This is a genomic window from Pseudogracilibacillus sp. ICA-222130, assembly GCF_037892545.1.
In the GTDB taxonomy this organism is placed as follows: domain Bacteria; phylum Bacillota; class Bacilli; order Bacillales; family Amphibacillaceae; genus Pseudogracilibacillus.
Genome location: NZ_JBBKBG010000035.1, coordinates 1 through 26,231, shown reverse-complemented (window position 1 = coordinate 26,231; position 26,231 = coordinate 1). Strand labels below are relative to the sequence as shown.

The 26,231-nt window shown below is 34.7% G+C and carries 21 protein-coding genes and 2 pseudogenes; 2 read left to right on the top strand and 21 right to left on the bottom strand.

Annotated elements, in window-relative coordinates; all coding sequences use genetic code 11:
* Window positions 1-81 precede the first annotated feature (81 nt).
* The 21 genes and pseudogenes from WKT09_RS11885 to WKT09_RS11785 all read right to left on the bottom strand — a co-directional run.
* Window positions 82-216, bottom strand: a pseudogene (locus WKT09_RS11885) (DUF4176 domain-containing protein); the annotation flags it as partial.
* Window positions 217-249: 33 nt separating this feature from the next.
* The gene (locus WKT09_RS11880) at window positions 250-894 is read right to left on the bottom strand and encodes a DUF443 family protein (RefSeq protein ID WP_340416226.1); all 645 of its coding nucleotides are present in this window, start codon (window positions 892-894) and stop codon (window positions 250-252) included.
* Between the two features lie 63 nt (window positions 895-957).
* Window positions 958-2,439 carry a T7SS effector LXG polymorphic toxin gene (locus WKT09_RS11875; protein ID WP_340416225.1) on the bottom strand — a complete coding sequence of 494 codons (1,482 nt, stop codon included), beginning with the start codon at window positions 2,437-2,439 and terminating at the stop codon, window positions 958-960.
* Window positions 2,440-2,558: 119 nt separating this feature from the next.
* Complete coding sequence (locus WKT09_RS11870) at window positions 2,559-2,861, bottom strand: DUF4176 domain-containing protein (protein ID WP_340416224.1); 303 nt, start codon at window positions 2,859-2,861, stop codon at window positions 2,559-2,561.
* A 20-nt stretch (window positions 2,862-2,881) separates the two neighbouring features.
* Window positions 2,882-3,547 (bottom strand): DUF443 family protein, encoded by a 666-nt coding sequence (locus tag WKT09_RS11865; RefSeq protein WP_340416223.1) that lies wholly within the window; start codon window positions 3,545-3,547, stop codon window positions 2,882-2,884.
* 3 nt (window positions 3,548-3,550) lie between these two features.
* Window positions 3,551-4,369: a hypothetical protein gene (locus tag WKT09_RS11860; RefSeq protein ID WP_340416222.1), complete on the bottom strand. Its 819-nt coding sequence runs from the start codon at window positions 4,367-4,369 to the stop codon at window positions 3,551-3,553.
* 21 nt (window positions 4,370-4,390) lie between these two features.
* On the bottom strand, window positions 4,391-5,092 hold the full coding sequence (locus WKT09_RS11855) for a DUF443 family protein (RefSeq protein WP_340416221.1): 702 nt from the start codon (window positions 5,090-5,092) through the stop codon (window positions 4,391-4,393).
* A gap of 6 nt (window positions 5,093-5,098) precedes the next feature.
* A complete protein-coding gene (locus WKT09_RS11850) occupies window positions 5,099-6,700 on the bottom strand; it encodes a T7SS effector LXG polymorphic toxin (protein WP_340416220.1) in 1,602 nt (533 codons plus the stop codon).
* Window positions 6,701-6,712: 12 nt separating this feature from the next.
* Window positions 6,713-7,006, bottom strand: coding sequence for a TIGR04197 family type VII secretion effector (locus tag WKT09_RS11845; protein WP_340416219.1), 294 nt, complete (start codon window positions 7,004-7,006; stop codon window positions 6,713-6,715).
* Window positions 7,007-7,012: 6 nt separating this feature from the next.
* Window positions 7,013-7,438, bottom strand: coding sequence for a YwqH-like family protein (locus WKT09_RS11840; protein ID WP_340416218.1), 426 nt, complete (start codon window positions 7,436-7,438; stop codon window positions 7,013-7,015).
* A gap of 12 nt (window positions 7,439-7,450) precedes the next feature.
* The gene (essC, locus tag WKT09_RS11835; protein ID WP_340416217.1) at window positions 7,451-11,902 is read right to left on the bottom strand and encodes a type VII secretion protein EssC; all 4,452 of its coding nucleotides are present in this window, start codon (window positions 11,900-11,902) and stop codon (window positions 7,451-7,453) included.
* A 41-nt stretch (window positions 11,903-11,943) separates the two neighbouring features.
* Window positions 11,944-13,230, bottom strand: coding sequence for a type VII secretion protein EssB (essB, locus tag WKT09_RS11830; RefSeq protein ID WP_340416216.1), 1,287 nt, complete (start codon window positions 13,228-13,230; stop codon window positions 11,944-11,946).
* A gap of 52 nt (window positions 13,231-13,282) precedes the next feature.
* Complete coding sequence (locus WKT09_RS11825; RefSeq protein WP_340416215.1) at window positions 13,283-13,534, bottom strand: EsaB/YukD family protein; 252 nt, start codon at window positions 13,532-13,534, stop codon at window positions 13,283-13,285.
* A 4-nt stretch (window positions 13,535-13,538) separates the two neighbouring features.
* On the bottom strand, window positions 13,539-14,021 hold the full coding sequence (gene essA / locus WKT09_RS11820; RefSeq protein ID WP_340416227.1) for a type VII secretion protein EssA: 483 nt from the start codon (window positions 14,019-14,021) through the stop codon (window positions 13,539-13,541).
* Complete coding sequence (gene esaA / locus WKT09_RS11815; RefSeq protein ID WP_340416214.1) at window positions 14,005-17,382, bottom strand: type VII secretion protein EsaA; 3,378 nt, start codon at window positions 17,380-17,382, stop codon at window positions 14,005-14,007. Before esaA ends, essA begins: the two co-directional genes overlap by 17 nt.
* Before the next feature lie 166 nt (window positions 17,383-17,548).
* Window positions 17,549-17,845: a WXG100 family type VII secretion target gene (locus tag WKT09_RS11810; protein WP_340416213.1), complete on the bottom strand. Its 297-nt coding sequence runs from the start codon at window positions 17,843-17,845 to the stop codon at window positions 17,549-17,551.
* A gap of 738 nt (window positions 17,846-18,583) precedes the next feature.
* Entirely contained in the window at window positions 18,584-19,294 is a 711-nt protein-coding gene (locus tag WKT09_RS11805; RefSeq protein ID WP_340416212.1) for a LutC/YkgG family protein, read from the bottom strand.
* Window positions 19,291-20,718: a LutB/LldF family L-lactate oxidation iron-sulfur protein gene (locus tag WKT09_RS11800; protein ID WP_340416211.1), complete on the bottom strand. Its 1,428-nt coding sequence runs from the start codon at window positions 20,716-20,718 to the stop codon at window positions 19,291-19,293. The genes WKT09_RS11805 and WKT09_RS11800 overlap by 4 nt, the downstream gene beginning before the upstream one ends.
* Window positions 20,719-20,732: 14 nt before the next feature.
* Window positions 20,733-21,461: a (Fe-S)-binding protein gene (locus WKT09_RS11795; RefSeq protein WP_340416210.1), complete on the bottom strand. Its 729-nt coding sequence runs from the start codon at window positions 21,459-21,461 to the stop codon at window positions 20,733-20,735.
* Between the two features lie 204 nt (window positions 21,462-21,665).
* Window positions 21,666-22,373, bottom strand: coding sequence for a FadR/GntR family transcriptional regulator (locus tag WKT09_RS11790; RefSeq protein WP_340416209.1), 708 nt, complete (start codon window positions 22,371-22,373; stop codon window positions 21,666-21,668).
* 87 nt (window positions 22,374-22,460) lie between these two features.
* Window positions 22,461-24,050 carry an L-lactate permease gene (locus WKT09_RS11785; protein WP_340416208.1) on the bottom strand — a complete coding sequence of 530 codons (1,590 nt, stop codon included), beginning with the start codon at window positions 24,048-24,050 and terminating at the stop codon, window positions 22,461-22,463.
* A gap of 451 nt (window positions 24,051-24,501) precedes the next feature.
* Between WKT09_RS11785 and WKT09_RS11780 the strand changes: the two genes are divergently transcribed.
* Both WKT09_RS11780 and WKT09_RS11775 read left to right on the top strand, forming a co-directional pair.
* Window positions 24,502-24,723 carry a TetR/AcrR family transcriptional regulator gene (locus tag WKT09_RS11780; protein WP_340416207.1) on the top strand — a complete coding sequence of 74 codons (222 nt, stop codon included), beginning with the start codon at window positions 24,502-24,504 and terminating at the stop codon, window positions 24,721-24,723.
* Between the two features lie 302 nt (window positions 24,724-25,025).
* Window positions 25,026-26,220 (top strand): annotated as a pseudogene (locus tag WKT09_RS11775) (Bcr/CflA family efflux MFS transporter).
* The last annotated feature ends 11 nt before the right edge of the window (window positions 26,221-26,231 follow it).

Here is a 26,231-nt window from a genome sequence, read left to right as displayed (position 1 = left end):
TACCTTCGCATATGATTACATTATTTCAATCCAAAGCTTTGGTAACTTCCCCCTTTTAATAGTATTTTTATTTTCTTCCACCTATTCTTTAATTAATTTCCGGAATCTCTTTTCATCATCCATATAGCCTTCAAATACGACTTCATCAATATTTTTCTCATTAAAATAAAGAGTGTTTTCCATATCTAGTCCTTGTGGGTAATTACATAAGGCATAAGCAAAACTTTTTGTCCCTACACAGTTTTTCTCTTATTTATTAATAAACTTTACTGTAGTCAAACCTTCCTTAACTACGATGTTACTTGAGAATGTTAATCCAAATAATAATATATTTGCCATTAGTAAAAGAAATATATTTTCCATTAGAAAATATGTAACATAAAATAAAGCCATAAGAAACATTAGGAATGCATAAGAAAATATCATTTGAAAAACGTGTTTAAACGATTGGGGTTTTACTTCTATATATAATTTTTCTAGTTTTGTGATATCTACTTTATTTTGTAAATCGCGTTGTTTAGCTCGAGTTACATAGAGACGAATCAATACAACAATCCCAATAGTTATAACGAAAGTAATAATTTTAACCGTTAACGGCATAGATAAGATTAAATTATCTATTTTACCACGTAATAAAGTCGGAATTACTACAACAATCCCACCTATAGACCACATTAAACTCGACTTATTCACAGACGAACTTTCTGGTATACTTATACGCTCTATTACTTTTTCATCTTCGACTTTGTAAACTGGAAAAGGAAATAACCAATACAAGAAAGGAAATAAATACTTCCAAATGGATGGTTGGGTTTCTAAGATATAATACACCCCATCTACTTCGAAATAATTATAACGCATATTCTTAAAAACATTGTGTATTTCTACCTTCATTAAACATCCTCCATACTCGTGTAATTTTTTAAACTCTTGGTTCCCTGTCTATTATAAAATATGCTACGGAGCATTAAAGCCTGGTGAACGGTATTTTGTATTAGCAGCATTTGAGCCATTAAAGAAACTTTTAATTCCTTGGCCAATATCACTCAATCGATTGCCTACCCAGTCAACTGATTTTTCTACTGTTTTATTATTTCTATATAGATAATCCACGCCAATGGAAACACCTACACCCGCTGCAACTATACCAAGTATTGCCCATCCTCCTGGGTTACTACCTGCGAATCCTAACAAGAGTGCTGAAGTACCAAAACCGGCTCCGGTAGATACACTATTATGCGCAATTGCCTGACCGTGTGTTTTATCTTGATTTTGCACATCATCATACCATCCTACTCCAAAGCCTACCGGTGTCGCCACACGTCCACTCCATTTACCTATATTTACAGCCCATTTATGCGTTTTAGGATTTAAAAATGGCTGTGCGACCTGTGATGATTTGGGATTAACCATCACAAAACCATCACCTTTAATACCACGAAATGTATTAATCATCCCACCTAATTTCATTGAACCATGTGTTCCTGCATATTCTATAATGGAGGAAATAGTTGTATCAGTAGCAAATTCTACCTTGTTATTCCATAAGTACTCTAGAAATGTTTCTGACACCTCTTCATCTAATTCGTCTTCACCTAGTTCTTTTTGTACTTTTCCCAACGTTGTCATTATTTCAATATAAGCCTCTTTTGTTATTTTGCCTCCTTGATAATCTATAAACGCTTTATCTCCGACCATTTTAGAACTTCTATCAGCATTCTTAAGTGCCCTATCTCTTATATCTCTCGCTTCTTCTATTTCCTTATTTCTTTTATTCTCTTTTTCCTCATTATAATCAGTAAGTTTTCTTAGCGCCTTTATACTCGAAACACCCTCAAACCCTTCAAACCTCGCTTCTCCCGTACTACCTTTTGCTTTATTCATCACCGTTTCAATTTGCTGCATAATGGCTTGGACATCTGTTTCATTTCCTGTACTAGTGAAACTACTCATGTCTTCTTCCAACTCTTTCGTTGCCTTGACCGCCTTTTTCTGCCACTCGTTGACGTCGGAGAAGTCTGGGGATGTTGCGGAAGTAAGGTCGGATACTTCTGAGATAATATCATGAATCGTTTCTTCTTCACTTGTCAGTTTTTCAAAAGTTTCTTCGATATCTTCTCTTACCTCTTCTAAGTAATGGCTTGTAACAATAGCACTTTCACTATCATCTACTTCCGATTCAAATGTGCTGATATGTTGTCTAAGATTTACTTCTAGATCCTTGAACAATCCTTGAAATGCGGTAAGGACGGTTACATGTAACGCTTGGAAATAACGTTTAGCATCTTTGGCTGCCTTACCTGAAAAGGAAGACATCCCCTGGATTGTATCGATACTTTTAATCACTTTCTCCAACTGTGAGTGCATGTCCAAGGAGATTTGTTGGAGGTCATCTGAAAAAGCATGTATTTCTACCATATCTACTTTCTTGTTTCCCAATTTACTCCCTCCGATCATTCTAGGTAAAAGAAACTTCAAACGAAGAACTATGAAAAAGGACAAATTTATAGCTTACTAATTTGTCCTTCTTCATCTACTTTTCAACATGCTTCTTTCTATTATTTTAATGGATTTTCTACTTTTCCTTTTTTAATACTCTCTTTGTTGGAATCCATCCATTCTTGGAAAAGTTCTTGAAAACGCTCCTCATCCCCATCTGAAAATCCTTCAAAAACTACTTTATCTATGTTTTCCTGATTAAAATAAAACACATGATCAGGGTCGATGCCTTGGGGATAAAAACATCCCGAATAGTCAAACAGTGTTTGTTCACCGCTTTGTTCAATAATTGGTCCACGATTTAAAATCATCAATTTATTTGTTCCTTCTTTTAAATATACAATTGATCCTATTGGTAACATATGTATACCTCCTGTTTTATTTAAGTAACATTTTTTTCTTCATTATTATCTAAGTATCTGATTTTTGCATAACCTATATTAATAAATATCGTATTCACAATTAAAAACATAAACCCAATCCCATTTGAAATAGAAATAAAAACAGGATTATTATAAGTAATAGTCATACCCAAACCCATAAGAAAAAAAGTTAAAAAAAGGAAATAACCAAACGTAGCGACTAAATAATCACCTAACTTTTTGGGTCTAATTTTAATCTTCTTTTTAGGGAGTATTTCTAACCCATTAGTTATCTTGTCCGTTTTTTTATAGCAAGCTTGATGAACATAAATTCTAACGCTTATCATGATTATAATAAAAGTAATCGCAAGTGCGATGTTCAATATATAGGGTATTACATTATCATATTTCTCTGTCATAGGAGCCAAAACCCTACCTAGAAATGGACCGATTAAGACGACTGGCAAAACTATTTCCCATTTCCCACTTTTTTTCTCTTCAGCATGTTTAAGTCTTTCATATGTTGCTTCATTGATTTGATAGACTAAATGAGACTTGAACCAATAAACAAAAGGAAATAAAATCAACCACATAGGTTTATCCTGATCAAGGATATAATATTCATCGTTTATTTTTACTAGCTTATATCTTATGTTTTTGTTTGGACGTTCTACTTCACCAATCATTACTTATCCCTTTCTCCAATTCATTGGATTCAATTTACTAAGACCGCTAGATATGGCTTCTCCCGCCTTATCAAGTCCAGTCCGTATCTTCAACCAATCTCTATTATAGGATACTTCGAATAAGAGTCCTATACCTGCTCCTATTGCCAGACCTGTCAATACTGGCGTTCCAAACGCCGCAAGGACTACTCCTGTTCCTAGTGCTAATCCTAATGCTGCACCATTATGAGCTACTGCTTCTCCTACAGTCTTTTCATTGTTGTATAAATCATCGTACATTCCATATACAGGACCTATACCATAGCCTCCACCTTTAAAGAAGCCAGAAAAACCACGGGCTACTTTATCTACAACAGTTTTACTTTCTTTAGCATAATACTTTATTCCTTCAGCTATTCCCATGTTATTAGTCGATAGCACTGTTAAACCTAAAGCTTGTAAATCCGCATATGTTTCTTCAGAGAAACCGTTGTCCTCTGAATATTTCCCCATCAGAGAGAAATATTTCTTCTGGTCAATATTTCCGCTTTTATATGCTTGAAGAATCTGATTTAATATGGTCCTATCTTGATCATCAACATTTAATTGTTCTAACTTCTTTTCATGCATTTTATCAATCTCTAACATTGATATATTCTCTGAGTTATCCGCTACATAATCATCTAGCATGCCATTCTTATCTAGATAGTCCAAAAAGTTCGCAATTGTTTGCTCTTCTAATCTTCCCTTATTCATATTACTACTCGTTTGTTCAACCTGACCTATAATTGCTACATATTGTTCATACCCTATTTCACCTTTGCGATAATCATCAAAAGCCATTTTGATAATCTTTCTGTTTTATTAAGTAATGTATCTATCTTCGCTACAAGAACTTTTTATAAATTTAACCTTCGCATAACCTGATGGAATAAAAAACACCATACTTAGTAGCAAAAATATAATCTCAGTAACAATTAAAACAAAAAGTAAAGAGAGATTATTATAAAGAATGGTCATATTTATTGATAAATAAATAAGCCCCCCAAAAAAAATATAATAAAAGAGTGCAACAAAGTAATCTTTTATTTTCTTGGGTCTTATTTTTATTTTACTTTCAGGGAGTTCAACTATTCCTCCAACCATTTTATCTACCTTCTTATAAATTTTTCTGGAAAGATATATTCTTAAACCCAAAATACCTATAAGGACAAAAAACATCAAAATAAAACTAAACATAAATGGGAATAAATCATCAAATACATCTGCCACAGGTGCTAACAAACGTCCTAGAAAAGCACCTATAAAACCGATTGGTAAAATAATTGATAGGAATACCTTTGTTTTTTTGTCAGTGGGTTTTTTTGTCTTTTCCTTATCTACTTCCCTTAATTCCTCATATATTTCTTCGTTTATTTGATAAATCCTATGGGGTATAAACCATATAATAAACGGAAATAATATAGACAAAAGAGGACGGTCTAAATCGAGCATGTAGTAGCTCCCCTCCACCTCGAATATTCTATACCTTGCCTTTCTATGTGGAATTACTATTTCATTTATCATCGTTCATCACCCCCAATTCATTGGGTTCAATTTATTAAGACCACTGGATATAGCTTCACCTGCTTTATCTAAGGTTTTTTGAACATCACCCAAGTCTCGATTGTACATAACTTCAAAACCAAAACCAACAATTGCTCCAGCTACTAATCCTGCTACAACTGGTGCAGCAGCTATCATACTCACCCCTAGAATCGCAGATGTCAATCCTGTCACCGCAAAGCCAGTCAAAACTCCAACACCAAGGGAAGCACCATTATGAGCCACCGCCTCTCCTACAGTCTTATCATTATTATATATGTCATCATACATTCCATATCCTGTACCTAAAATATACGTACCACCTTTAAATAAGCCAGAAAAACCACGGGCTACTTTATCTACAGCAGCTTTACTTTCTTTAGCATAATAGTTTATTCCTTCAGCTATTCCCATGTTGTTGGTTGATAGCACCGTTAAACCTAAAGCTTGTAAATCCGCATATGTTTCTTCAGAGAAACCGTTGTCCTCTGAATATTTCCCCATCAGAGAGAAATATTTCTTCTGGTCAATATTTCCGCTTTTATATGCTTGAAGAATCTGATTTAATATGGTCCTATCTTGATCATCAACATTTAATTGTTCTAACTTCTTTTCATGCATTTTATCAATCTCTAACATTGATATATTCTCTGAGTTATCCGCTACATAATCATCTAGCATGCCATTCTTATCTAGATAGTCCAAAAAGTTCGCAATTGTTTGCTCTTCTAATCTTCCCTTATTCATATTACTATTCGTTTGTTCAACCTGACCTATAATTGCTACATATTGCTCATATCCTATTTCACCTTTGCGATAATCATCAAAAGCCATTTTGATAATCTCTCTTGATGATGGTTTATTTTGTGCTTGAAGTGCACTATCCCTTATATCTTTCGCTTCTTCTATTTCCTTATTTCTTTCATTCTCTTTTTCTTCATTATAATCAGTAAGTTTCCTTAAGGCGTCTATACTTGAGATACCCTCAAACCCTTCAAAGCTCGCCTTCCCTGTACTACCTTTTGCTTTATTCATCACCGTTTCAATTTGCTGCATAATGGCTTGGACATCTGTCTCATTTCCTGTACTAGTGAAACTATGTATGTCAGCTTCTAGCTCTTTCGTCTCTTTAACGGCCTTCTTTTTCCACTCATTCACATCTGAAAAGTCTGGGGATGTTGCGGAAGTAAGGTCGGATACTTCTGAGATAATATCATGAATCGTTTCATCTTCACTTGTCAGCTTTTCAAAAGTTTCTTCGATATCTTCTCTTACCTCTTCTAAGTAATGGCTTGTAACAATAGCACTCTCACTATCATCTACTTCCGATTCAAATGTGCTGATATGTTGTCTAAGATTTTCTTCTAGATCCTCGAACAATCCTTGAAATGCAGTTAAGACCGTTACATGTAACTCATGGAAATAGCGCTTGGCATCTTTGGCTGCCTTACCTGAAAAGGAGTCCATTCCTTGGATTGTGTCGATGCTTTTAATCACTTTCTCCAACTGCGAGTGCATATCCAAGGCGATTTGTTGGAGGTCATCGGAAAAAGCATGTACTTCTACCATATCTACCTTCTTATTTCCCATTAATCTCACTCCTTATGGTCGAATTGGTTGTGCATGTGTCGAATTAGCAATTTCCTCATCTGTTTCTACCATTGTTTCTCCGACAGTTTTTAGTGTCGTAATATCATTTATGATCATTTGTTTATAATTTTCTAACAGCTCTATTGCTTCTACCGTCGTTTTCAAATCCTTCGTAAATGGTTTAATATTCGTCTTTTCAAATTCCAGATTTCCCTTTGCACTACTATCAATTTCTGAAACTGCATCCTGTAGACTGGAAACATTACTGTCAAACTCACTCTTTTTAATACCTACTTCTGTTGACATACTCATCTACCCCCTAGCCCTGGCTAATGCAATATCGCTTTCAAGTCCATTTAATACTGTTTGTAAATTTCCCAAACCAATTTGCGCATTATTTCTGTCCGTTTTTGCAGATTCTAATGCTTCCTCCAGTAATTCCTTAGCCTTATCTGTATCAGAGCAATATTTTTTTAAATATATATTATATGAATTATACTTTCCTTCAAATTCTTTCTCTCTAGTACCTTCCCATTTCGATTTCGTCGTTTCATAATTTTCAACGTTCTCTTGGATATCTACTAAAGTCTCGATACTTTGCTCCAACTTACTAATTGCTTCCTCTAGTCTATCAATCTTCTCGTTTGCTACATCAATCATTTCTCTTGAGTTACTCATACCTTCTTTTACGGTTGACTTTCTTTTTAAAAGTAATGATAATGAAACCCCTGTACTCATAAAACGTCCTCCTTATTCAGGTATTTTAATTTTCACATGCTCATGATCCATGACATAATAACTTTCAAATTCACTTGGGTATTTTTCTTTTCGAATAAATGGTTGACTAAAGATATCTTGATCGCCTAATTTCATCGTCATCAGGCCAATAGTTGCCTGTCTACGTATTTGTTTCGGAGCATTGTCATAGTTCCTACCGATGTAACTGTAATCACCACAGAATATAAAATGAATCCCTACACTTGCTGCATCCTCTAGAAATATCGATAATTCATTATCAGTTATATTACTTCTAGAAACAAAGTCCTTTATATCTTTAATTAAAATTAATTGCTTTGTTATTCCTGAATTTTTCTTACTACGATTATTTATAGAAGATATGAGTGAATCTTTTACTGTCCTGATTTCTACTGCATCGGCATGGTAGTTAGTGAGTTGCTCTCCTATTTTTTTAAGTTCTCCATCACTTGTATCAAGCAACATCGTCTCATATTTGTCATGTAACAAGGACATATTTTTAGCTAACCCATGTGTCAGTTGTTTTAAACCTTCTTTTCTATCGCTAATAACGAGTAAATAAGGATGCTTAGCCGGATTATAGGAAACCGAGGTAACTTCCTCAAACTCTAAACCGAGTGGCAAATTTTCTTTTTTAACAATCTGTTTTACGGAACGCTTTTCTTTAAACTTAAGAAAATCAATTGCCCCTTCTGGCATCATTGGTATTTCTTCTGGACGTTCCCCGTCCCAATATTCATCCATTTGTTTGATTATGCTTTGCATCGATTCTATTACCTCTAATGCATCATTTCCTTCCGCTGGTAAAGCGATTTGAATTAATGTTGGTTCTTCTAGCTTGATAATGCCTCGTCCATTCAACTCTTCTAACTCTAATTCTGTTTTACCAACGATAGACCTAATTTCACTATCATCAATGAGGTAAAGTGCTAATTGTAATTTAATATTGGATAAAAGCGGTATTCTCATCGCATTTTGGCGACTAGCAGTTATAGCTAGATGAATACCTATACTCGTTCCTTCCCTTGCAATCTGAGTAATTATTTTATTGAACTCTTCAGCAAACCCAGCATCCTTCACTGCATCATAGTTATCTAACGTTACCATAATACTTGGCACTATTTCCCCACTTAATTGTTCATACATATCCATCGAAGCAACACCGAATTGACTTAAATTTCTTTTTCTTTCCTGGATTGTCAAGGTCATTAAGCGAATCCATTTATATAGCTTTTCTACCTCATCGAGTAGAATTGTTTCAGCTACATGTGGTAATCCCTTCAATGGCAACAAACCATTTGTGCCGAAATCTAGTAAATAAATATGCAATTGTTCTGGGTTATGTTGTCGTGCTAAATTCAATAGTACCGTTTGCAAGAATGTTGATTTTCCATAGCCTGGACTTGAAAATACGGCAATATGCCCGTCTTTTGTTAAATCAAGTGTCAATGGTCCTTGTGCTTGTAATGACGGTTCATCCTTCAAACCGACTGTAACTGTTAATGGTTGCTTTTCTTTCTTCCAATCCGACACAAAATTAAATAATTGTATCTGTTCCGCAATAACTCTTTCAGGTAATGGCGGCAACCATGGACGTGGTAATGCTTCGATATTCTCTGTTTCTGCATAATCATGAATATGATTTATTACTGCATCTAATTCAGTCGGTACACGTTTGATTTCATCTTTTTTATCTAGCCCACTCAAATCCTCTGTTAAAATATCGTACTGCCCTAGATCATTAATCGCATATATGGTCGTGTCGATATGCTCTTGGTCGTCTTTATCTGACACATAATCTGCCCCACTCCATGCACTTTGGAATAATTCGTAAATTTCATTGTTACCGACTTGTAAATATGCACGTCCTGGTAATGTAATTTCAGCTGCATCAGGTGTTTTTAAAATTTCTTTTGAATCACTTTCATTTTGCACCTTCAAGGCTAATTTAAATTTAGAGTTCGACCATATTTGATCATCGACTACACCAGTCGGCTTTTGTGTAGCCAAAATAAGATGGATTCCTAATGACCTTCCGATACGAGCGGTAGATACGAGTTCTTTCATAAAATCAGGTTGCTCGGCTTTCAACTCAGCAAACTCATCTGAAATTAGAAATAAATGTGGCATAGGTTCTTCTACTTTTCCCTCTTTGTATAACTTCTGATACTGATTAATATGGTTTACATCACACTCACCAAAAAGCCTTTGACGCTTTTGTAATTCTGCCTTTATAGAAGCCAATGCACGTAATGATTGAGCTTTATCTAAATTCGTAATCGTCCCTAAAAGATGTGGTAAATGTTTAAAAAGATTCGCCATTCCTCCACCCTTATAATCAATTAACAAAAATGCAACCTCATGGGGGTGAAAATTAACTGCAAGTGACAAAATGTACGATTGAATAATTTCCGATTTACCTGAACCTGTTGTACCAGCGACAAGTCCATGTGGTCCATGTGCTTTTTCATGTAAATTCAAAGCAACGATATCATCTTTCCCTCTAAGCCCTAAAGGCACAGCCATGCTCTTATATGTTTCATTTTGGCTCCAACGTTGTGCAAGAGAGAGTTCTTCCACTTTTTCAATACCATACATTTCTAAGAACGTCACACTTTCTGGAATAGAATTTTTCAAACTCTGTACATGGTTTAATGGTGCAAGCCCGCGAGACACATCTTCTTTGTCAAAATTCACCGGAAAATGATCTGGAATAAAGCGTTTATTTACTAATTCTCCCTCTTCCAAAATAATATTACCTGTTGTTCTATCTTTAATATCAACAACCGTTGTAACGTGCTCTGGTAAAGAGTGCATCACATCTTGTACAAATACAAGCGATACTCCCAAAGAACTCGAGTCTTCATTAAAATACTCCATAATTGTATGATCTAGAATTAACTTCTCATCCGTAATAAGTATGACAAAATGTGGCGAAAAATAGACTTGTTGATTCTTATTTTCCTGTTCATCTATTGTTAGCTTCCTATCTTTTAACACTTGATACATCGAATTCAACACTTGATCTCTTGACCTTTCATGATAAACAAAACCACGAACATTTAAATCTTGTAAACTTGCATGTGGCAACCATCGCATCCAATCCCATTTATGTTTTTCCTCTTCTGGAAAAATCGTAATAAATTGCACATCATGATAACTATGAAATAAAGCTAATTGCATAACTACCTGTTGAAGCTGCTCCAAAACTAATGCACGTTGCCCTATATATCCAACAGGCCCCTTCATAAGTGATGTAACTACTGGTACTTGTTCAACAGTTTTATAACTTTCATATAGATCACGTGCCATGTCTATGAGTACATCTTCTTCTTCTGTAAATTCCTCTTCTTTAAAATCGATATCAAAACTAGTATCGACATTACCTAACCCTGTTCTGAATTCTAGGAAATCATGATGATACCTTGTTTTTTCATATATCCTTGCATCCACACATAATATTTTTTCACGAATTTCCTTAATGTCTGGATAATGATAATGTAATGCATGACGTTGTTCTTCTGTAGCTTTAAATAATTCCTTTCTTTTTCGCTTTATATATGCTCGATATGTTTCATCACGTTGCTTCATATGTGCTTTATACTTTTTCACACTTTTTATGTATGTAGTAATAGAAAAAATAATGGTCGTAATTGTCATAGACAACATGACAATAATAAATATTCCGCGTGGTTGAATAATTGAGACAATCACTAATGCTGCTATCATAACAAGAGGCGGAATAATATTTCTCGCTAACTGTTCACTAGGTTTAGATGGCTTATTTGAAGGCTTAGCTATATGCCGCTTCTCATCCGGTTCACGATAAATAATTCTTGGTGAACGATGATAATCGGGATATTCTTCACTAAACCGACTATCTACATTTACTAAAGGAATTAGCTTTGTTAAAAGCTCCCTCCCTGATGTTACAACCTGAATTTCATTTTTATACACAATCATTATGATTCCTTCAAAAAAAAGATGATCCCCTAGTTCTAATTTCGCATAACTTTCTACTTTTTTATAATTATGAAAAACTTCTCCCTTTACTATCTCTAAATGAAAGTTCGTGTCTCTATTCCTTATGATTGTGAATTCCGTTTGAATCGTTGGTAGTTCGACATCATCATATGTCGAACTACCAACAGAAAATTGATGAATTCCTGCGATGTCGAACATTCGCTTTTCAGTCGAATTAATTAAATAAAAACAAATCGGCTTATCTTGATACACATAATATTGCTTCGCTTCGTCCAAAATATGCTTCCCATGTAAATAACACGCAATTCCGTCCCATTCGATCGTTAAGGTTTGTTCCAATTCTAATACGGTAACATGATGAGTCCATTCCTGTCCGATTGTAATATGCTTTGGCTCGCTATCATGTAATTGGCATTTATATAATTGATGTCCATATACGATCATGAGATTTTTTTGTGCCATCCTTTTCTCCCTCTCTACCTCAATACAAATATTTACTTACCTCATTCCTTTTTATCTTTTTCTTTCTGAGACTTCTCTTCCTTTTTACTACTATTTTGTTGTCTCTTTTTAGAATCATTATCTTTGGTCTCATTTTCTCGCTTGTCTTCATCTTTTGTTTCATTCTCTTCTTCCAGTCCATATTCTTCTCGAAGTTCCTTCAACTCTTTTGTCAATGCTTTTGTTTCCTCATCACGTTCCTCTCCACTCAAGTTAGGATCGTTTTTTATCGCTTCAAGCTTTTGAATAATTCCATACATAATTAATTGAGGGTCATCCATAAACTTCGCTATATCCAATGCCTCATCAAATTCTCCTCGACCATCGTAAATCCAATACAATAAATAATTGTCATCACTTTTTAAACTGACATTATTCATAATACTCTTTTTATCTGCATCAGACAGTTGTCCAACTTCAATATAAGCGTGTGCTAATACATATTTAGTTGCTTTTGGAAGTTTTTCAGCATTTTCTTTACGTAAAACTGAAATAACTTCTTGATAATCCGATGCGATATATTTTTCATGGGCGGATAATAACTTTTCATTATATGGATTCGTAAAAAATAGAACATATACAAGCGGCGCTGCTAACAAAATAGATGCAACGATAGCAAAAATGGATAATCTTTTAAATAATTGATGTCGTTTAGCAGGTACCATTCGCATTGTATTTTCTACTTTCTGTTGCTCTTTTACATAACTCTCATCCAAATAATGAATAAGATCATCTATATCATTCATCTCAGAAACTTGTTTTTCAAAGGTTGTTCCACGTGCTTCTTTTAACCCACCATAATAAAGTTGATCAAAACTATACTCATTCGATATAAGGGCAATACTCAAGCATTGTAATTGTTTCAAAAAATGAATTTCATCCATTTTAAAAGGCGGCAATAAATCTCGAATTCCTCGGTATACAACTAAAGGCATTAAATTATCATTAAACACGATGTTATCTGGATGAAGAAAACAACATACTCGTGTATGAAGATACTTTTTTAAACGTGCTATATTACATAATAGTCGTAACTTATCATTTCGCTCTAAAGACTGTAATTGTTCCCATTGCTTCAAACGCTTATCAATATGGAATTCAAATGTAAATGTATCTTCATCGTCTTCCACCTCTACAGGAACAAAATCTTCTCTTACTTCCGTCATTAAACGAAGTTGTCGAATATCTGTTATTTTTGTTTGGGATTTAGCGATATGTAATTGCCATTTTTCTCCTTCTATAGCAAAATCAACATTCCAACCATCATTATTTATTGTTTTTTCTTGCATCACTTTATATCCTCCATACTGTAACAACACAGTCATTTAATTTCTTATGCTTTTACAGAACCGTTAAAATATCCCCATCTGTTATCGGGTAATCTATTAACATATCATCATCTAGGATTAATATTTCTTTTGTCTTTACTTTTATTGCACATCGCATATTTTTCGGTGTTTCTAATTTTAATGTTTCCACAACTTCTATTAACAGCTGCTTAACCGACAGACGTGTTGGTATCCTTAAATCAATTTGTCTGTCATGATTAAATACAGCAAGATCGAATGTTACATCTATATGAGAATTGCTCACTTTCTCACATCCTAATTTGAAATTTTTTAAATAACATATAAATAACCCAAAAACCTATAATGGCTATCCCAGATAATCCGCTAAGCAATAAGACATCCACCCAACTTTTCCTTTCTTCCACTGCTTTCTCAGTAGAAGATTTAGGAGCTTCGTAATCAGTTGAAAACAAAGCGTCCTTTGTATCTTCTATCATTTTGTTTTTATCGAGCGATGTAGAAAAAAGAGTTGTTTTCATTTTTTGCATATTTTCATCTTGTCTCGCTTGGGATTCTTGTATCATTTCAGATACTTCTACTGTAAACAAAGTAGGAAATCGTTTCGTTAATTCAGATGTTTTATAATATCCCTCTTCATCCGAATTCCCTCGCAAAATACGGTCAATTTCCCACTGAATTTCACCTTTCTTTCGTTCCTCTGCAAACATAGGGAGTGGAATTGATAGCATGAAACAACAAATAATGACAATAATTCTATGCTCCAGCTTCATCAATGTCTCTATCACCCTCTGATTCATTCGTTCCTTTTTGCCAAACAAATAAATTTGCCAGCAATGCACCAGCCGTAATAACAATAAACCCAATTAACATATATGTGTAACCAGCATCATGTTGCATAAATTTATTAAATAAATCCTCCACATATTGTAATGGAGAGAAAGTACGTAGCAGACTATCTCCTACTGTTTTTGTACCTAACGCTTTTGTAAAAAATAAATAGAGACCTAATATGAAAAGTAGGAGAAACATCCCAACCATTTTTAATTGCCTTAATAAATATGTTGCAACAAGTAGTAATGCTAACATCGTCATCACCATCATACCTGTCCACGCAAGAATACTTCCTTGGCTTATACCTAAATAATAAGCTGATAATATGCCTAATAATAACCCTTCTAACAGACCGATACCAACCGTAATTCCCGTAATGAGACTGTTACGATCTAGAAGCGTATCTTTTGTTTTATATGGATCTATTTTTCCTCGTTTGTCGTTTATAGTTGAAATGACATAGGCGGTAAATAGCGATACGATGAACGCAATCAATACAATAAAATAAGACGTGAATGTATCGTTTTTTACAATTACACCTTCATTCTTCGTGTCTACAGGGCTAGAAAGAAATTCATACAAATCTTCATTTTTTTGTTCACCAATTCGGCTATTTTCCAATACACTCTGAAAATTCTCAGCAAAATCTTGGTCTTCTATTAATTTATTTGACATATCTACAGATAAGTTCTTTGCCTGTTCAATCAGTTCTGTTCCACTTTTTTGAATAGAATCCGCTTCTTCCTCTACCTTATCAAACGTTTTGTAAACATGTTCCGCACTGTTCATTGTGTTTAATGATTGTTCGACTAGAGATTGACTTTGGGTGAATAGAGGATCGAATTCATGAGAAATCATCATGACGGCTTCTTGCATTTCACCACTCTTCACTTGAATCGTATCTTGTTGGTCTAATAATTCTGTTGCCTTTTCTCGCCAATTTGAAATATGAAGGAGCGTAGTCTCGATATCAGTATTTAACTGCTCAGTTTCTTTTTTTGTCTTCTCAACCTTTTTGAATAAATCTTCCGCATTCGCATCTGTTTCCTGAATAAAATCTCTGTAATGATTCATTCGTTCTTGATGTGCTTCTAACGGTTTACGGACTGCATGTTTCACACTGTTAGTAATATTATGTAAAACATAATTAGAAAGTACTTCTTTTACACTAACTTCATTAAAAAGGTAATATAAAGAACTTTCTTTCACTTCCTCCTTTAAACTACCAATATCGTTTACTGTTGGACATCCATCATAACAAGCTAATTCCACATCAAAATACATTTCGTACAGCGACAATAATTGTTGGTATGGTGATAGGGATGCTTCTAATGTTTGGATTAATTCAATGGTTGAATCATCTATCACCGGGTTAGAGACTTGGTGTTCTATATGATTGTGGTGAATCTCAATCTTTTCTATTTCAGGTAGCTGTTCCGTTTCATCATGTTGACTTTCGGGTAGAGCCTCTTCTTTGTTTTCCTCTTCATTTGCTTCATCGTTTTTATTGTTTAACGATTCTTTTGTGTCGACATTATCCTCTTCATTCTGATTTAAGGATACTTTTTTCTCTTTAGTTTCCGTTAAATTTGACGTTGTTTCTTGTTGTTTTTCTTTTTGATTGGTTGTATTATCAGCTCTCTCTTGTGCACCATCACTTATATCAACTTGGTCGATTGCCCATCCCCAATCCGCTAATTCACTATACAGATCAAAATTTTCTAATTTGTTTTCAACTGTGTCCTCCAATGTGACATGTAATTGAACGGTTAATGTTCCTGCATCATTAGATGTCAATAAGACTTTTTCATGAAAACCTTCTGTAATTTCAATCGTATTTCCATTCGGTTCCGTTAATTCTAAATGATGCACGTGAAAGTGATCAGGTATATTCCTTAATACAAACGTCCTCGTTCCCTCTTCACTCTCAGGAATTTCTACTGTATCTGTTAATGTAACTCCATCACTTTTCAAATGAGTAAAATAGGACTGAATTTTACCAGAAAAGATATCGTCATCTTTACCATCCAATTGCAAATGTTCGTCGAATTTTTCCTTATCATATTTTCGTGTTAAAGATATAACATTTTTTATTTCTTGTTTCATTGTTGGCGAGAGATCCGATTGTTCGACACTCGCCTCATTCATTGTTGGTAATTGAACAATTAATTCCCTAATTTTACTTTTCATTTTTTCATCTTGGGACACAAAAAAGGAAGAAAATTCATTTGCATCATCGAATTCGTTTTCTATGATGTGAGATAATTTCTCTTCTACTTGTTCATCAATAAATCCTGAAGCAAGTGCATGATCAAGATTTTCGTTCGTCTCATTTACAATTATTAATGCTTTTTCTAACCTATGCTTCAACAGCTTTGTGTCTGAAGCTATGTTTATAAAATCTTCATCACTTTCTTCAAACTGTGATTTGATATAGGAATTCACTATTTTTAAATTCTTCATATTTGTTTCAACATCGTTTGCATGCATATTTCCGGCAAATTGTTGGAAGTCAACAGCAAAGTCGTCTTCCACCCCTGATAATAATTCGGTAATATGATTAGCCTCTTTTAAACCTGACTGATATGTTTCATCTAAATCTATTTTGCCTACTAAGCTTTCTTGGAGTGCATCCATCATTTCTTCATAATTTTCAAAGTTTCCTTTTACTGTATTCGTAGTTAATTTGATTGAATCAAATCGGTCCGTATAATTTGAAAGCGGGGTATGAATAGCTTGATTATATCTATCTGCAAAGTCAGCATCCAGGTCGATAATATCTGTTATATGATCTTGTGCATTTTGTAAATTCCCAATAATACTTGCAAAATACACATCAATAATTCTACGGTTCATATCATTTAAAATAGAGCTAGCAGTATCCTCTGCCTTCGCACGGATATTATCATTATCAGATGCATTTATTTTGTAATCTAATACTACTTTTTCAGGCTTTTCTTCATTAATCGATAATGCTTTTTCTGAAAAGTCATTTGGAATAACGATCATCATGTCGTAAGTACCCCGTTCTAACCCATTTTCAGCAATTCCACGATTCACTACATGCCAATTCTGTTCTTCATCTTTATCTAAACTCTTAACAAAGGCATTTCCAAAATCTAACTCCGTCTGATTAAAAGAAGCCCCCTTGTCTTCGTTTACTAAAGCTACATCCATCTTTGTTTTATTTGCCAAATTTTTTGATTTTGATAATTGATTGAATGATAAATAAGTTAATCCCACCGTTAATATCAAAATAAGTGCTAAAAATGTGAATAATTTTAAATAGGATTTTTTCATATGTATCATACTCCTGAATTTTTCTTTAACTTTCATAGTTATTCATTATGTAATAGGTGGAGACTGTATAAGCAGTTTTAACAAATATTAGTATGAGCTACACTTTCGTGTAGCTCATACTAATAGAGATAATTTGCGTATTGGCTATAAGATAATAGAAAGTGGGTTAACTTAAGCCAAAGTTTTGAGATAATGCTTCATCTTGCTCCTGAACTGCTTGTGCAGTTTTCTGTAGTTGAACTTGTATATCACGAAGTAGCTGTTCAAAATCATTGACCTTTGGACGTAATTGTTGGAACTGTTCATCAAAACGCTCAAACGCACGTCCTTCCCATTCGCCTCGTAATTCATCTTGAAGACCTTGAAGCTTACTCAATACATCACTAATTTGGTCAGCTCCTTCACCATAACGTTGTGCCTTTCCATGAAGTTCGTCTGGACTCATTCTAATTTGTCCTGCCATACTATTCATCTCCCTTAAAGTTATTTAAACTATAAACATATTACATATGTTATAGTTTCCTAATACATTACATCCTAGTAATATCTGAATTGAATGTCAATTCGTTTCAGAGCTGAAATAGTCTGGATTCCCTATGAATATCAACATTTTCTCAAAAATGATTATTCCTATCTATTTGCTAACATTTTCACAATAAGGCCCTTCGATTTATTTTTTTACGTTATTTTTACAATTATTAAATTCATCTGTTTAGGTACAAAAAATTATGCGAAGAACGATAAATAGATTTTAATAGAAGGATAGATAACGTAGTAAATGGTGATGTTACGATATACCCGCGCTTTGTTAGGATGGGTTTCGCTCTATCAATTAAGAGCCTCTTTTATGAAGAGAACTTTGTCTATCGATTATGGGAATCAGACGAAGGTAAGGAGTACCATTTTTTTCCATTCAATTGGTGGGTTTGTTTTTATAAATGAACGATAAACATGAGATGTATTTGGGATGAATAGTGTAGGAGGAATTAAAACAACGTATTGTTATGTTGAAAGAATGGAGTACTTAAAAAAACCTATGATTAGGAAGCTCTTCATTTTCTTTTACAGAAATAATTTTCAAACTATTATTCAGCTACCTATTTTATTAACTAAATACACTACAAATTAAAACGAGGTTCACACATGTGCAAACCTCGTTTTGTTGTTATTAGTTCATATAAGCATATTGTCAAAAAAATGATCACGCATCATCAATGACAATATACGTCGCCGCAACAGGTCCATGTACACCGACAATCAGCTTCATTTCAATATCTGCACTATTACTTGGACCAGTCACAAAGCTTACACAACTCGCAACATCTTCTCCTCGTACATTAGCTTCATGAATCTGTTTCGTAGCTTGGGTCATACGAGCTACAATGGTACTTTTCGGAATAATTGCTATATAAGTTCTTGGAAGCAAACTAATGGAACGCCCATTACATTTATTGTTCATTAACACGACAGTACCAGACTCTGCTAATGTCACATCACTAAATGTAATCCCTACATCTGCCTTTTCTGCAATAACTTGATTTTCTTTTCCTTCGTTCGCTTGCCACACATGTACATCATGTCCCTCTGCAGTTAATTGTGTAAAAAGATCATCTAGACCAAATACTTGATTACGATGATCACTAGAGGTAATAATCCTTTTTCCATCATAAGCTTCAATCGTAGACTTCAAGACCTTATTTAATTCAGCCCGAGTGGTCATCTTAAAATCTGTATGAATATCTTTACAAATATGTTTTAATTCTTCTACCAACTTATCAGGTGAATATCCCTTAAACACATCGTGTTGCGGAGTTACGCTCCACACAGGACGCTCCACTCCTTCTGTCCTCTGGTTACGTCCTAAGTTAGCTGCAACATTATCTAAAAAAGACTCCCTGTTCTGTATCGTCATGATTGCACCCCTTCTTTCTCTCGATTTTTAAACCAAGCCCTAAATGTTTTTTTTGAAGGAGCAGGAAAGTTTCGTGTATTCGTCCAGCCTTTCATTGGGCCAGGTCCATTGCTAATTTTCTCATCTTTATACCAAGGCTTTAAAGCAGTTCTAGCCATGGACGTACTCATTTTATAGGCGACTGGGGTTGACGCCCATTGTGCGAACCCTTTCATCATAACTTTTTCAGGAATAGCTGTTTTATGTCCTTCTTCGATAATAATTTCTCGATGTCGAATTAATTGTTCATGAAGTGGAATTTTCACTGGACAAACCTCTGTACATGCACCACACAAGGTTGATGCATAAGGTAAATCATGATGACTTTCGTATCCATCGAGTAATGGTGTAAGCACTGCACCAATTGGCCCCGGATAAATCGAACCATATGCATGCCCACCAACATGCCGATAGACCGGGCATACATTAATACATGCCGCACAACGGATACAGTGTAGAGCCGATTGAAATTCCGTTCCTAATATTTTTGATCGACCATTATCAACAATGACTAAATGATACTCTTCCGGTCCATCTGTTTCGCCTTCTAATTTAGTTCCTGTGATAGACGTGATGTAACTCGTTAATTTTTGTCCAACCGCAGCTCGTGTAAGTAAACTTACTAGCACATCTAATTCTTCCCATGTTGGCACAATACGTTCCATTCCCATCACTGTAATCTGAGTATCCGGTAAACTTGTGACCATTCGTGCGTTTCCTTCATTCGTCACAAATGTAATAGCACCAGATTCAGCAACTGCAAAATTACATCCCGTAATACCGATATCCGCTTCTAAAAAATCCTTACGTAATTGTTCTCTTGCAAATAATCCAAGGTCTTCTGGTATATCAGAACCTGTATAACCACGCTTTTCCGCAAAGGTTTCTCTAATTTGTTCTTTATTTTTATGCAATGCTGGGGTAACTATATGAGAAGGAGGGTCTTCATCTAATTGTAAAATCCATTCCCCTAAATCCGACTCCACTACTTCCGCACCAATATCTTCTATCGCTTTGTTCAAACCAATTTCTTCTGTTACCATGGATTTCGATTTGACAATTTTTTTAGCCTCTTTTTCTTTGATTATCTTTTGGATATATTCATTCGCTTCTTCCGCTGTTTGGGCAAAAAAGACCTTCCCACCACGTTTAGAGACATTTTCACTTAATTGATGTAAATAGTAATCAATATTTTCCAACGTATGTGTACGTATTTCCGAACCTAATGTACGCCAATCTTCCCAGTTCCCTAAGGTTTCTGCTTGCTTTTGTCGGCCACTACGGAAACGCCCTTGTGCAGACGCCACGGCTTGTCGCATAAAATCATTTTCTAATCCTTCTTGGACCCTATCTGTATAATTAGCATCTCCTATTTTGATACCCATCTTCATCCTCCATTCTATCTACTCGTTTCACGATGATTTAATATTTCTGTTATATGGGCAACCTTCACATTTTTCCCTTCTCTTTCCATCATTCCACCAATATTCATTAAACAAGCCATATCACCACCAACTAAATATTCTGCTTCCGTTTCTGTCACATGTTGTGATTTTTCTTTTGCCATAGCTGTAGAAATAAATTCATTTTTCACTGCAAATGTTCCTCCAAATCCACAACAATCTTCTTTAATCGGTAATTCGACAAAGTCTATCTCTTTCACATTTTTCAATAATTTGACAGGAGCTTCCTTCACTCCCAATATTCGTGTCATATGACACGAAGGATGGTAAGTAACTCTCTTTGGAAAAGTAGCCCCTACATCTTCCTTGCCAAGTACTTCCACAATAAACTGTGTGATTTCATAAGATTTTGCAGCAAGTGCTTTTGCCTCTTCCTCCCATTTAAGATCTCCTTTAAAAATCTTTGGATACTCCCTCAACATACCGATACATGACCCCGATGGAGCTACTACATATTTAGAATGACGAAAAGCCTTTATCATTTGCTTCATTGCTTTTTTCGCTTCTTTTACATAACCACTGTTAAATGCTGGTTGACCACAACATGTTTGCAGTTGTGGAAAATCTACCTCACATCCAAGATGCTCTAATAATTCTACTGTGTCCTTCCCTACATTTGATGCAAAAGTATCGCATATACACGTAATCATTAATGATACTTTCATTTTATTCGCCTCCACGACCTTTATTAGTCCGGTCATCATATGACTGACATTAAAATTTTTACCGATAAACCAATTCTTTTTATAAAAATATGCTTTTTTGGGTAATGAACATGACTCTTCATAGCCATGCTCATTACCTATTCAATGTTAATAATTATTATTTTTTGTCGGATAACTTAAACGAGTTCATTTGAAAAGTATTTACTATTGTAAGTATTCTTCTAAGACACTCTCGACAGCAAGAAGATGGTTACGCATTTCTTGTTCGGCTAACTTTTCATCCCGGTTTTTAATAGCTTCAAAAATACGTAAATGTTCTTGATAAAGTCTTGACATCCCTTCATCTGAATACAATAAAATCCTTCTCGTTTCCCGCATAGACTCAAGGGTAATGTCCGATACACTTGATACGAGATTTATCAACATCTTATTATGTGTCGCTCTCGCAATATCCATATGAAACTCTAAATCTGCTCGTTCCCCTAATTCTCCTTCTCCTTGTGCATCTTTCATTAATTGAAGAGACTTTTCCAGACGTATGATATCCTCCGGTGTATGCTCTTTTGTTGCTTGCACAACGGTACCAACTTCTAAAATACGCCGAACGATCGTCAATTCTTTAATATCCTCTTTTTGCATGATTAATGCCGTTGCAACTGGAAGGGAGAATGCTGTAGCATCAAAGCTTGTTATAAATGTCCCTTCTCCTTGGCGCATTTCCACAAGTCCCATTGCTCTAAGTCCACTCAATGCCTCACGTATAGCAGAACGACTTACCCCATGATTTTCGGCAAGTTTTTCTACTGAATCTAAACGATCTCCTGGAGAAAGTTCTCCTGATTTCACTCGATCTATAATAATATCAGAAACTTCTTCGTAAATTTTCTTAGGTTTAATTTGTTTATATTCCATTTCTTTTCCTCCAAACATGACCTCTCTATTAGTTTACAAGAAGTCATATCTTTTAGAAAGATATAGCGCTATATTGCCTTGTATATCTTATAGGAAAAGCATGATAATATATGCACCAATTCCAGCTAATAAACAATATAATATAGCAGGTATTAACGTTTTTCGTATAATGTCGCCTTCTTTTCCAGTTAAACCAACGACAGTGGATGCAGCAACGACATTATGTACACAAATCATATTTCCAGCCGCCGCACCGATGATTTGAAGTGCTAATATAATATGTATATTAGCCCCGGTGCTCTGTGCAATACTGTATTGTATTGGTGAAAAAGTAAGTGTAGAAACCGTAGCACTCCCGGTAATAAAGGCACCAAGTTCCCCAAGAAATGGAGCGACAAACAGCCACATCGGCCCAAAAGAATTAGCCAAAGCATTCGCTATATATTGTGGCATACTTAACAAATCATTCATATTCATTCCACTATGTGTAAACACTTGTACTAACGATAATGTAGCAAATAATGCTAATGCGGCATCTTGAATAGAGACAATCGATTCTTTTGCCGCAGTGGTAAAGTTTTTAAATGGTTTTCGTTGAATGAAAACGGAAATGATTGCTGCAAAAATTAAAATCGTTCCGGGTGAATATAAAATTTCCCAATTCGATGTAATCCCCTCTTTGCCCAATATGTTCTGCCAAGAAAAATCGATTGCAGATAATACAAATGTTTTTACAGATGGAACAATACGGGTTAATAATAGTAGCCCAACCACTACTAAATAAGGAGACCATGCTGTTAATAAGCTCATTTTTGACTTCTCATCATTTATTTGAAAGTCTTCTTTTAATGCTTCTTGCCAATTAGCATCTTTTGGAAGTAAAAAACCAATTTTCGCTGTCCAAGCTGCCACAATCAATCCTGTTAAGGAAGATAAAATAGCCACGAACTCTGGACCGAATAACCATGCATATAACAACGCCGATCCTGTATATAAGATTCCAACCATGAAAGTCCACGGTAACATTGGCCATGCATCTTTGATCGTTTTATTCTCCCCAAAAAACTTCGTCAATATAACCACGATAATGAACGGAATAAATGTTCCTGCGAATAAGTCTATCGCAGTAATATAAACTCCAATCGTTTTAAAAAATGGGATACTCGCATCAGGTAGATTACTAAGTCCAACAACTACAGGAGTACCTACTGCACCGAATGGAACCGGAGCACTATCGGCAACAAGCGCAATTGTTGCTGCTGCCATTGGATTAAATCCGAGTGCTACCATTAATGGACCCGTTACCGCTGCTGGTGTTCCGAATCCTGCCGCCCCTTCGATGAGTGCCCCGAATAAAAAGGCTACGAGTACCACTTGTACACGCATATCTGCAGAAATACTGCGAAACCCTTGATTGATACGATCCACTGCCCCAGTATGTTGTAAAGTGTTTAATAATACAATCGCACCAAATAAAATCAATAATATTGTCAGCGCTTTATGAAAGCCTTCTAGTATAGATGCTGTAATGGTTAATCCATCCATCCCCCAAACAAAATAGGCTAAGACTATTAATATGATAGCACTAAAAAACATCCCTTTTTTCGCTGGCATACGTAATAAAACCAAAAAAATAAACGGTGCAATAATAGCACTTAAGGCAACAAGCAATAACATTTCATATTCCTCCCAACATATGTTAGCGATTTCATTATTACCATTTCACTCTTTGTAAGATGATAAGCAGGTCATCAGATGACTTGATATATAGATTATAATTAATTTTAAAAGAAATCAAGTCTTTTATAAAAATAATTATATCGAGTTCATGGTCAAATAACGTGATTAAAAAATGCTTTAACTGCGCATTAACGTAGCAATACATACTTTCCCACCTTAGCATTTACAACATCGAAAAACGTGATAATTAAATAAGTAAAGTTATGATAATTTCATCGATAAATTCTTATAATTTTATAGCATTTTCTCACTTTCCATTGTCTCAATTCTATCAAAATTGGAACTATCCTATAAAAACATGAGATAAATTGGTAGCTTTGTTATAATTAAAACAGAATAATAAAGAATTCATACCGCAATCATTGTCTAAAAATAAAGGAAAGACTGAATGTCAGTATTCAACAAATATACTTTAGATGATGACGGATTGAAAGAGAAACCATTCAACCGTGTTACCATTAAAGATATTACAGATAAATGTGGTGTGAACCGAATGACATTTTATTATCATTTTGAAGATATGTGCGATTTAATTGAATGGTCACTGACGGAAAACATTCTAAAAAACTTTAAAATGGAGCACGTCTATAAAATGTGGAAAGAAAACTAATTGAAACAGAAATGAAAGAAGATCGTCAATATATGATTAAGTATATGTAATCTATAATTGTTGGTGATATGGATAAGACAATTATGTACATAATGAAACAAGAATCACAGCGATAAGTAAAAAAGATGTACTTTTTAATTTATCGTTGCTTTTTGTTTGTCATTAAAAGGCTTAAACGTTTTCTCGTAAGATATGTTTTGTATGTAAAAAATGGTCAAAAAGCTTAACAAATTACCCGAAAACCATTACAATAATTCCTTTAGGAGGGAAACGCCATTTATCTTAGAAATAAATAAAGTCAAATACACAACCCTACAGGGAAAGCTCGTTTTAGTTTAGCATTATTGCTTAGTTTACTTGGTATTTTAGGTCCACTTAATATTGATATGTATTTACCTAGTTTTCCCGAAATTACCTATGATTTACATACTAGTGCAACTCTTGTGCAAACAAGTTTAACTGCTTGTTTAATTGGGCTTGCAATCGGCCAATTAATAATTGGACCAATTAGTGATGCGCAAGGGAGAAGAAAACCTTTATTCATTGCGACATTACTTTTTGCTTTAGCTTCATTATTATGTGCGTTTGCACCAAATATCATCGTATTGATTGGGGCTAGATTTCTTCAAGGTTTGACAGCATCAGCAGGAGTTGTGTTATCACGTGCAATTGTTCGAGATGTGTTTAGTGGTAAAGAACTTACGAAATTCTTCTCACTCTTAATGGTGATTAATGCTGTTGCACCGATGATTGCACCAATGGCGGGTGGAGCTATCTTAGCTTTTGAATTTACTACTTGGAAAACTATATTTTTATTTTTAAGTTTTATCGGAATAGTGATCGTCATTATTGTGGCTATCCATTTGAAAGAAACATTGCCACCTGAAAATCGAATTCCAAGTTCGATTGGTGCAACGGTCATGACTATGGGGGATTTATTAAAGGAACGTTCCTTTATCGGATATGCATTAATTGTTGGCTTTGTACATGGTGGGAGTTTTGCTTATGTGTCAGGTACACCGTTTATTTATCAGGATATTTATGGCGTCTCACCTCAATTATTTAGTGTATTAATTTGGTATTAATGGACTTGCGATTATTACGGGAAGCTTTGTTATTGGACGGTTTGGGGAAATAATTTCTGAAAAGACTTTATTGCAAATAGCTGTATCCATTGCTTTAACCGTTACATCTGTACTCCTGATTATGACAATTATTCGAGGACCATTGGCTGCTATTGTGAGTTTAATTTTTATATACATGATTACTATGGGAATGGTCGTTACAAGTACTTTTACACTTGGAATGGAGAAGCAAGGTCATCGTGCAGGTAGTGCGAGTGCTATTTTAGGTATGTTACCATTATTGCTTGGCTCCATCTTTTCTCCACTTGCGAGCATCAGCGAAGGTTCTGCTATTCCTATGGGCGCAATATTATTCTCTACATCACTTATCGGCTTTATAACTTTTTTCTTGTTGGTTAAAAAAAGCACGTAGAAAATTAAATT

What these genes read in the sequence shown, in the direction of transcription:
- WKT09_RS11880 (WP_340416226.1), bottom strand. Translation starts at nt 894, where the DNA reads ATGAAGGTAGAAATACACAATGTTTTTAAGAATATGCGTTATAATTAT.
- WKT09_RS11870 (WP_340416224.1), bottom strand. Translation starts at nt 2,861, where the DNA reads ATGTTACCAATAGGATCAATTGTATATTTAAAAGAAGGAACAAATAAA.
- WKT09_RS11865 (WP_340416223.1), bottom strand. Translation starts at nt 3,547, where the DNA reads ATGATTGGTGAAGTAGAACGTCCAAACAAAAACATAAGATATAAGCTA.
- WKT09_RS11860 (WP_340416222.1), bottom strand. Translation starts at nt 4,369, where the DNA reads ATGGCTTTTGATGATTATCGCAAAGGTGAAATAGGGTATGAACAATAT.
- WKT09_RS11855 (WP_340416221.1), bottom strand. Translation starts at nt 5,092, where the DNA reads ATGATAAATGAAATAGTAATTCCACATAGAAAGGCAAGGTATAGAATA.
- WKT09_RS11850 (WP_340416220.1), bottom strand. Translation starts at nt 6,700, where the DNA reads ATGGGAAATAAGAAGGTAGATATGGTAGAAGTACATGCTTTTTCCGAT.
- WKT09_RS11845 (WP_340416219.1), bottom strand. Translation starts at nt 7,006, where the DNA reads ATGTCAACAGAAGTAGGTATTAAAAAGAGTGAGTTTGACAGTAATGTT.
- WKT09_RS11840 (WP_340416218.1), bottom strand. Translation starts at nt 7,438, where the DNA reads ATGAGTACAGGGGTTTCATTATCATTACTTTTAAAAAGAAAGTCAACC.
- essC (WP_340416217.1), bottom strand. Translation starts at nt 11,902, where the DNA reads ATGGCACAAAAAAATCTCATGATCGTATATGGACATCAATTATATAAA.
- essB (WP_340416216.1), bottom strand. Translation starts at nt 13,230, where the DNA reads ATGCAAGAAAAAACAATAAATAATGATGGTTGGAATGTTGATTTTGCT.
- essA (WP_340416227.1), bottom strand. Translation starts at nt 14,021, where the DNA reads ATGAAGCTGGAGCATAGAATTATTGTCATTATTTGTTGTTTCATGCTA.
- esaA (WP_340416214.1), bottom strand. Translation starts at nt 17,382, where the DNA reads ATGAAAAAATCCTATTTAAAATTATTCACATTTTTAGCACTTATTTTG.
- WKT09_RS11810 (WP_340416213.1), bottom strand. Translation starts at nt 17,845, where the DNA reads ATGGCAGGACAAATTAGAATGAGTCCAGACGAACTTCATGGAAAGGCA.
- WKT09_RS11805 (WP_340416212.1), bottom strand. Translation starts at nt 19,294, where the DNA reads ATGACGATACAGAACAGGGAGTCTTTTTTAGATAATGTTGCAGCTAAC.
- WKT09_RS11800 (WP_340416211.1), bottom strand. Translation starts at nt 20,718, where the DNA reads ATGGGTATCAAAATAGGAGATGCTAATTATACAGATAGGGTCCAAGAA.
- WKT09_RS11795 (WP_340416210.1), bottom strand. Translation starts at nt 21,461, where the DNA reads ATGAAAGTATCATTAATGATTACGTGTATATGCGATACTTTTGCATCA.
- WKT09_RS11790 (WP_340416209.1), bottom strand. Translation starts at nt 22,373, where the DNA reads ATGGAATATAAACAAATTAAACCTAAGAAAATTTACGAAGAAGTTTCT.
- WKT09_RS11785 (WP_340416208.1), bottom strand. Translation starts at nt 24,050, where the DNA reads ATGTTATTGCTTGTTGCCTTAAGTGCTATTATTGCACCGTTTATTTTT.
- WKT09_RS11780 (WP_340416207.1), top strand. Translation starts at nt 24,502, where the DNA reads ATGTCAGTATTCAACAAATATACTTTAGATGATGACGGATTGAAAGAG.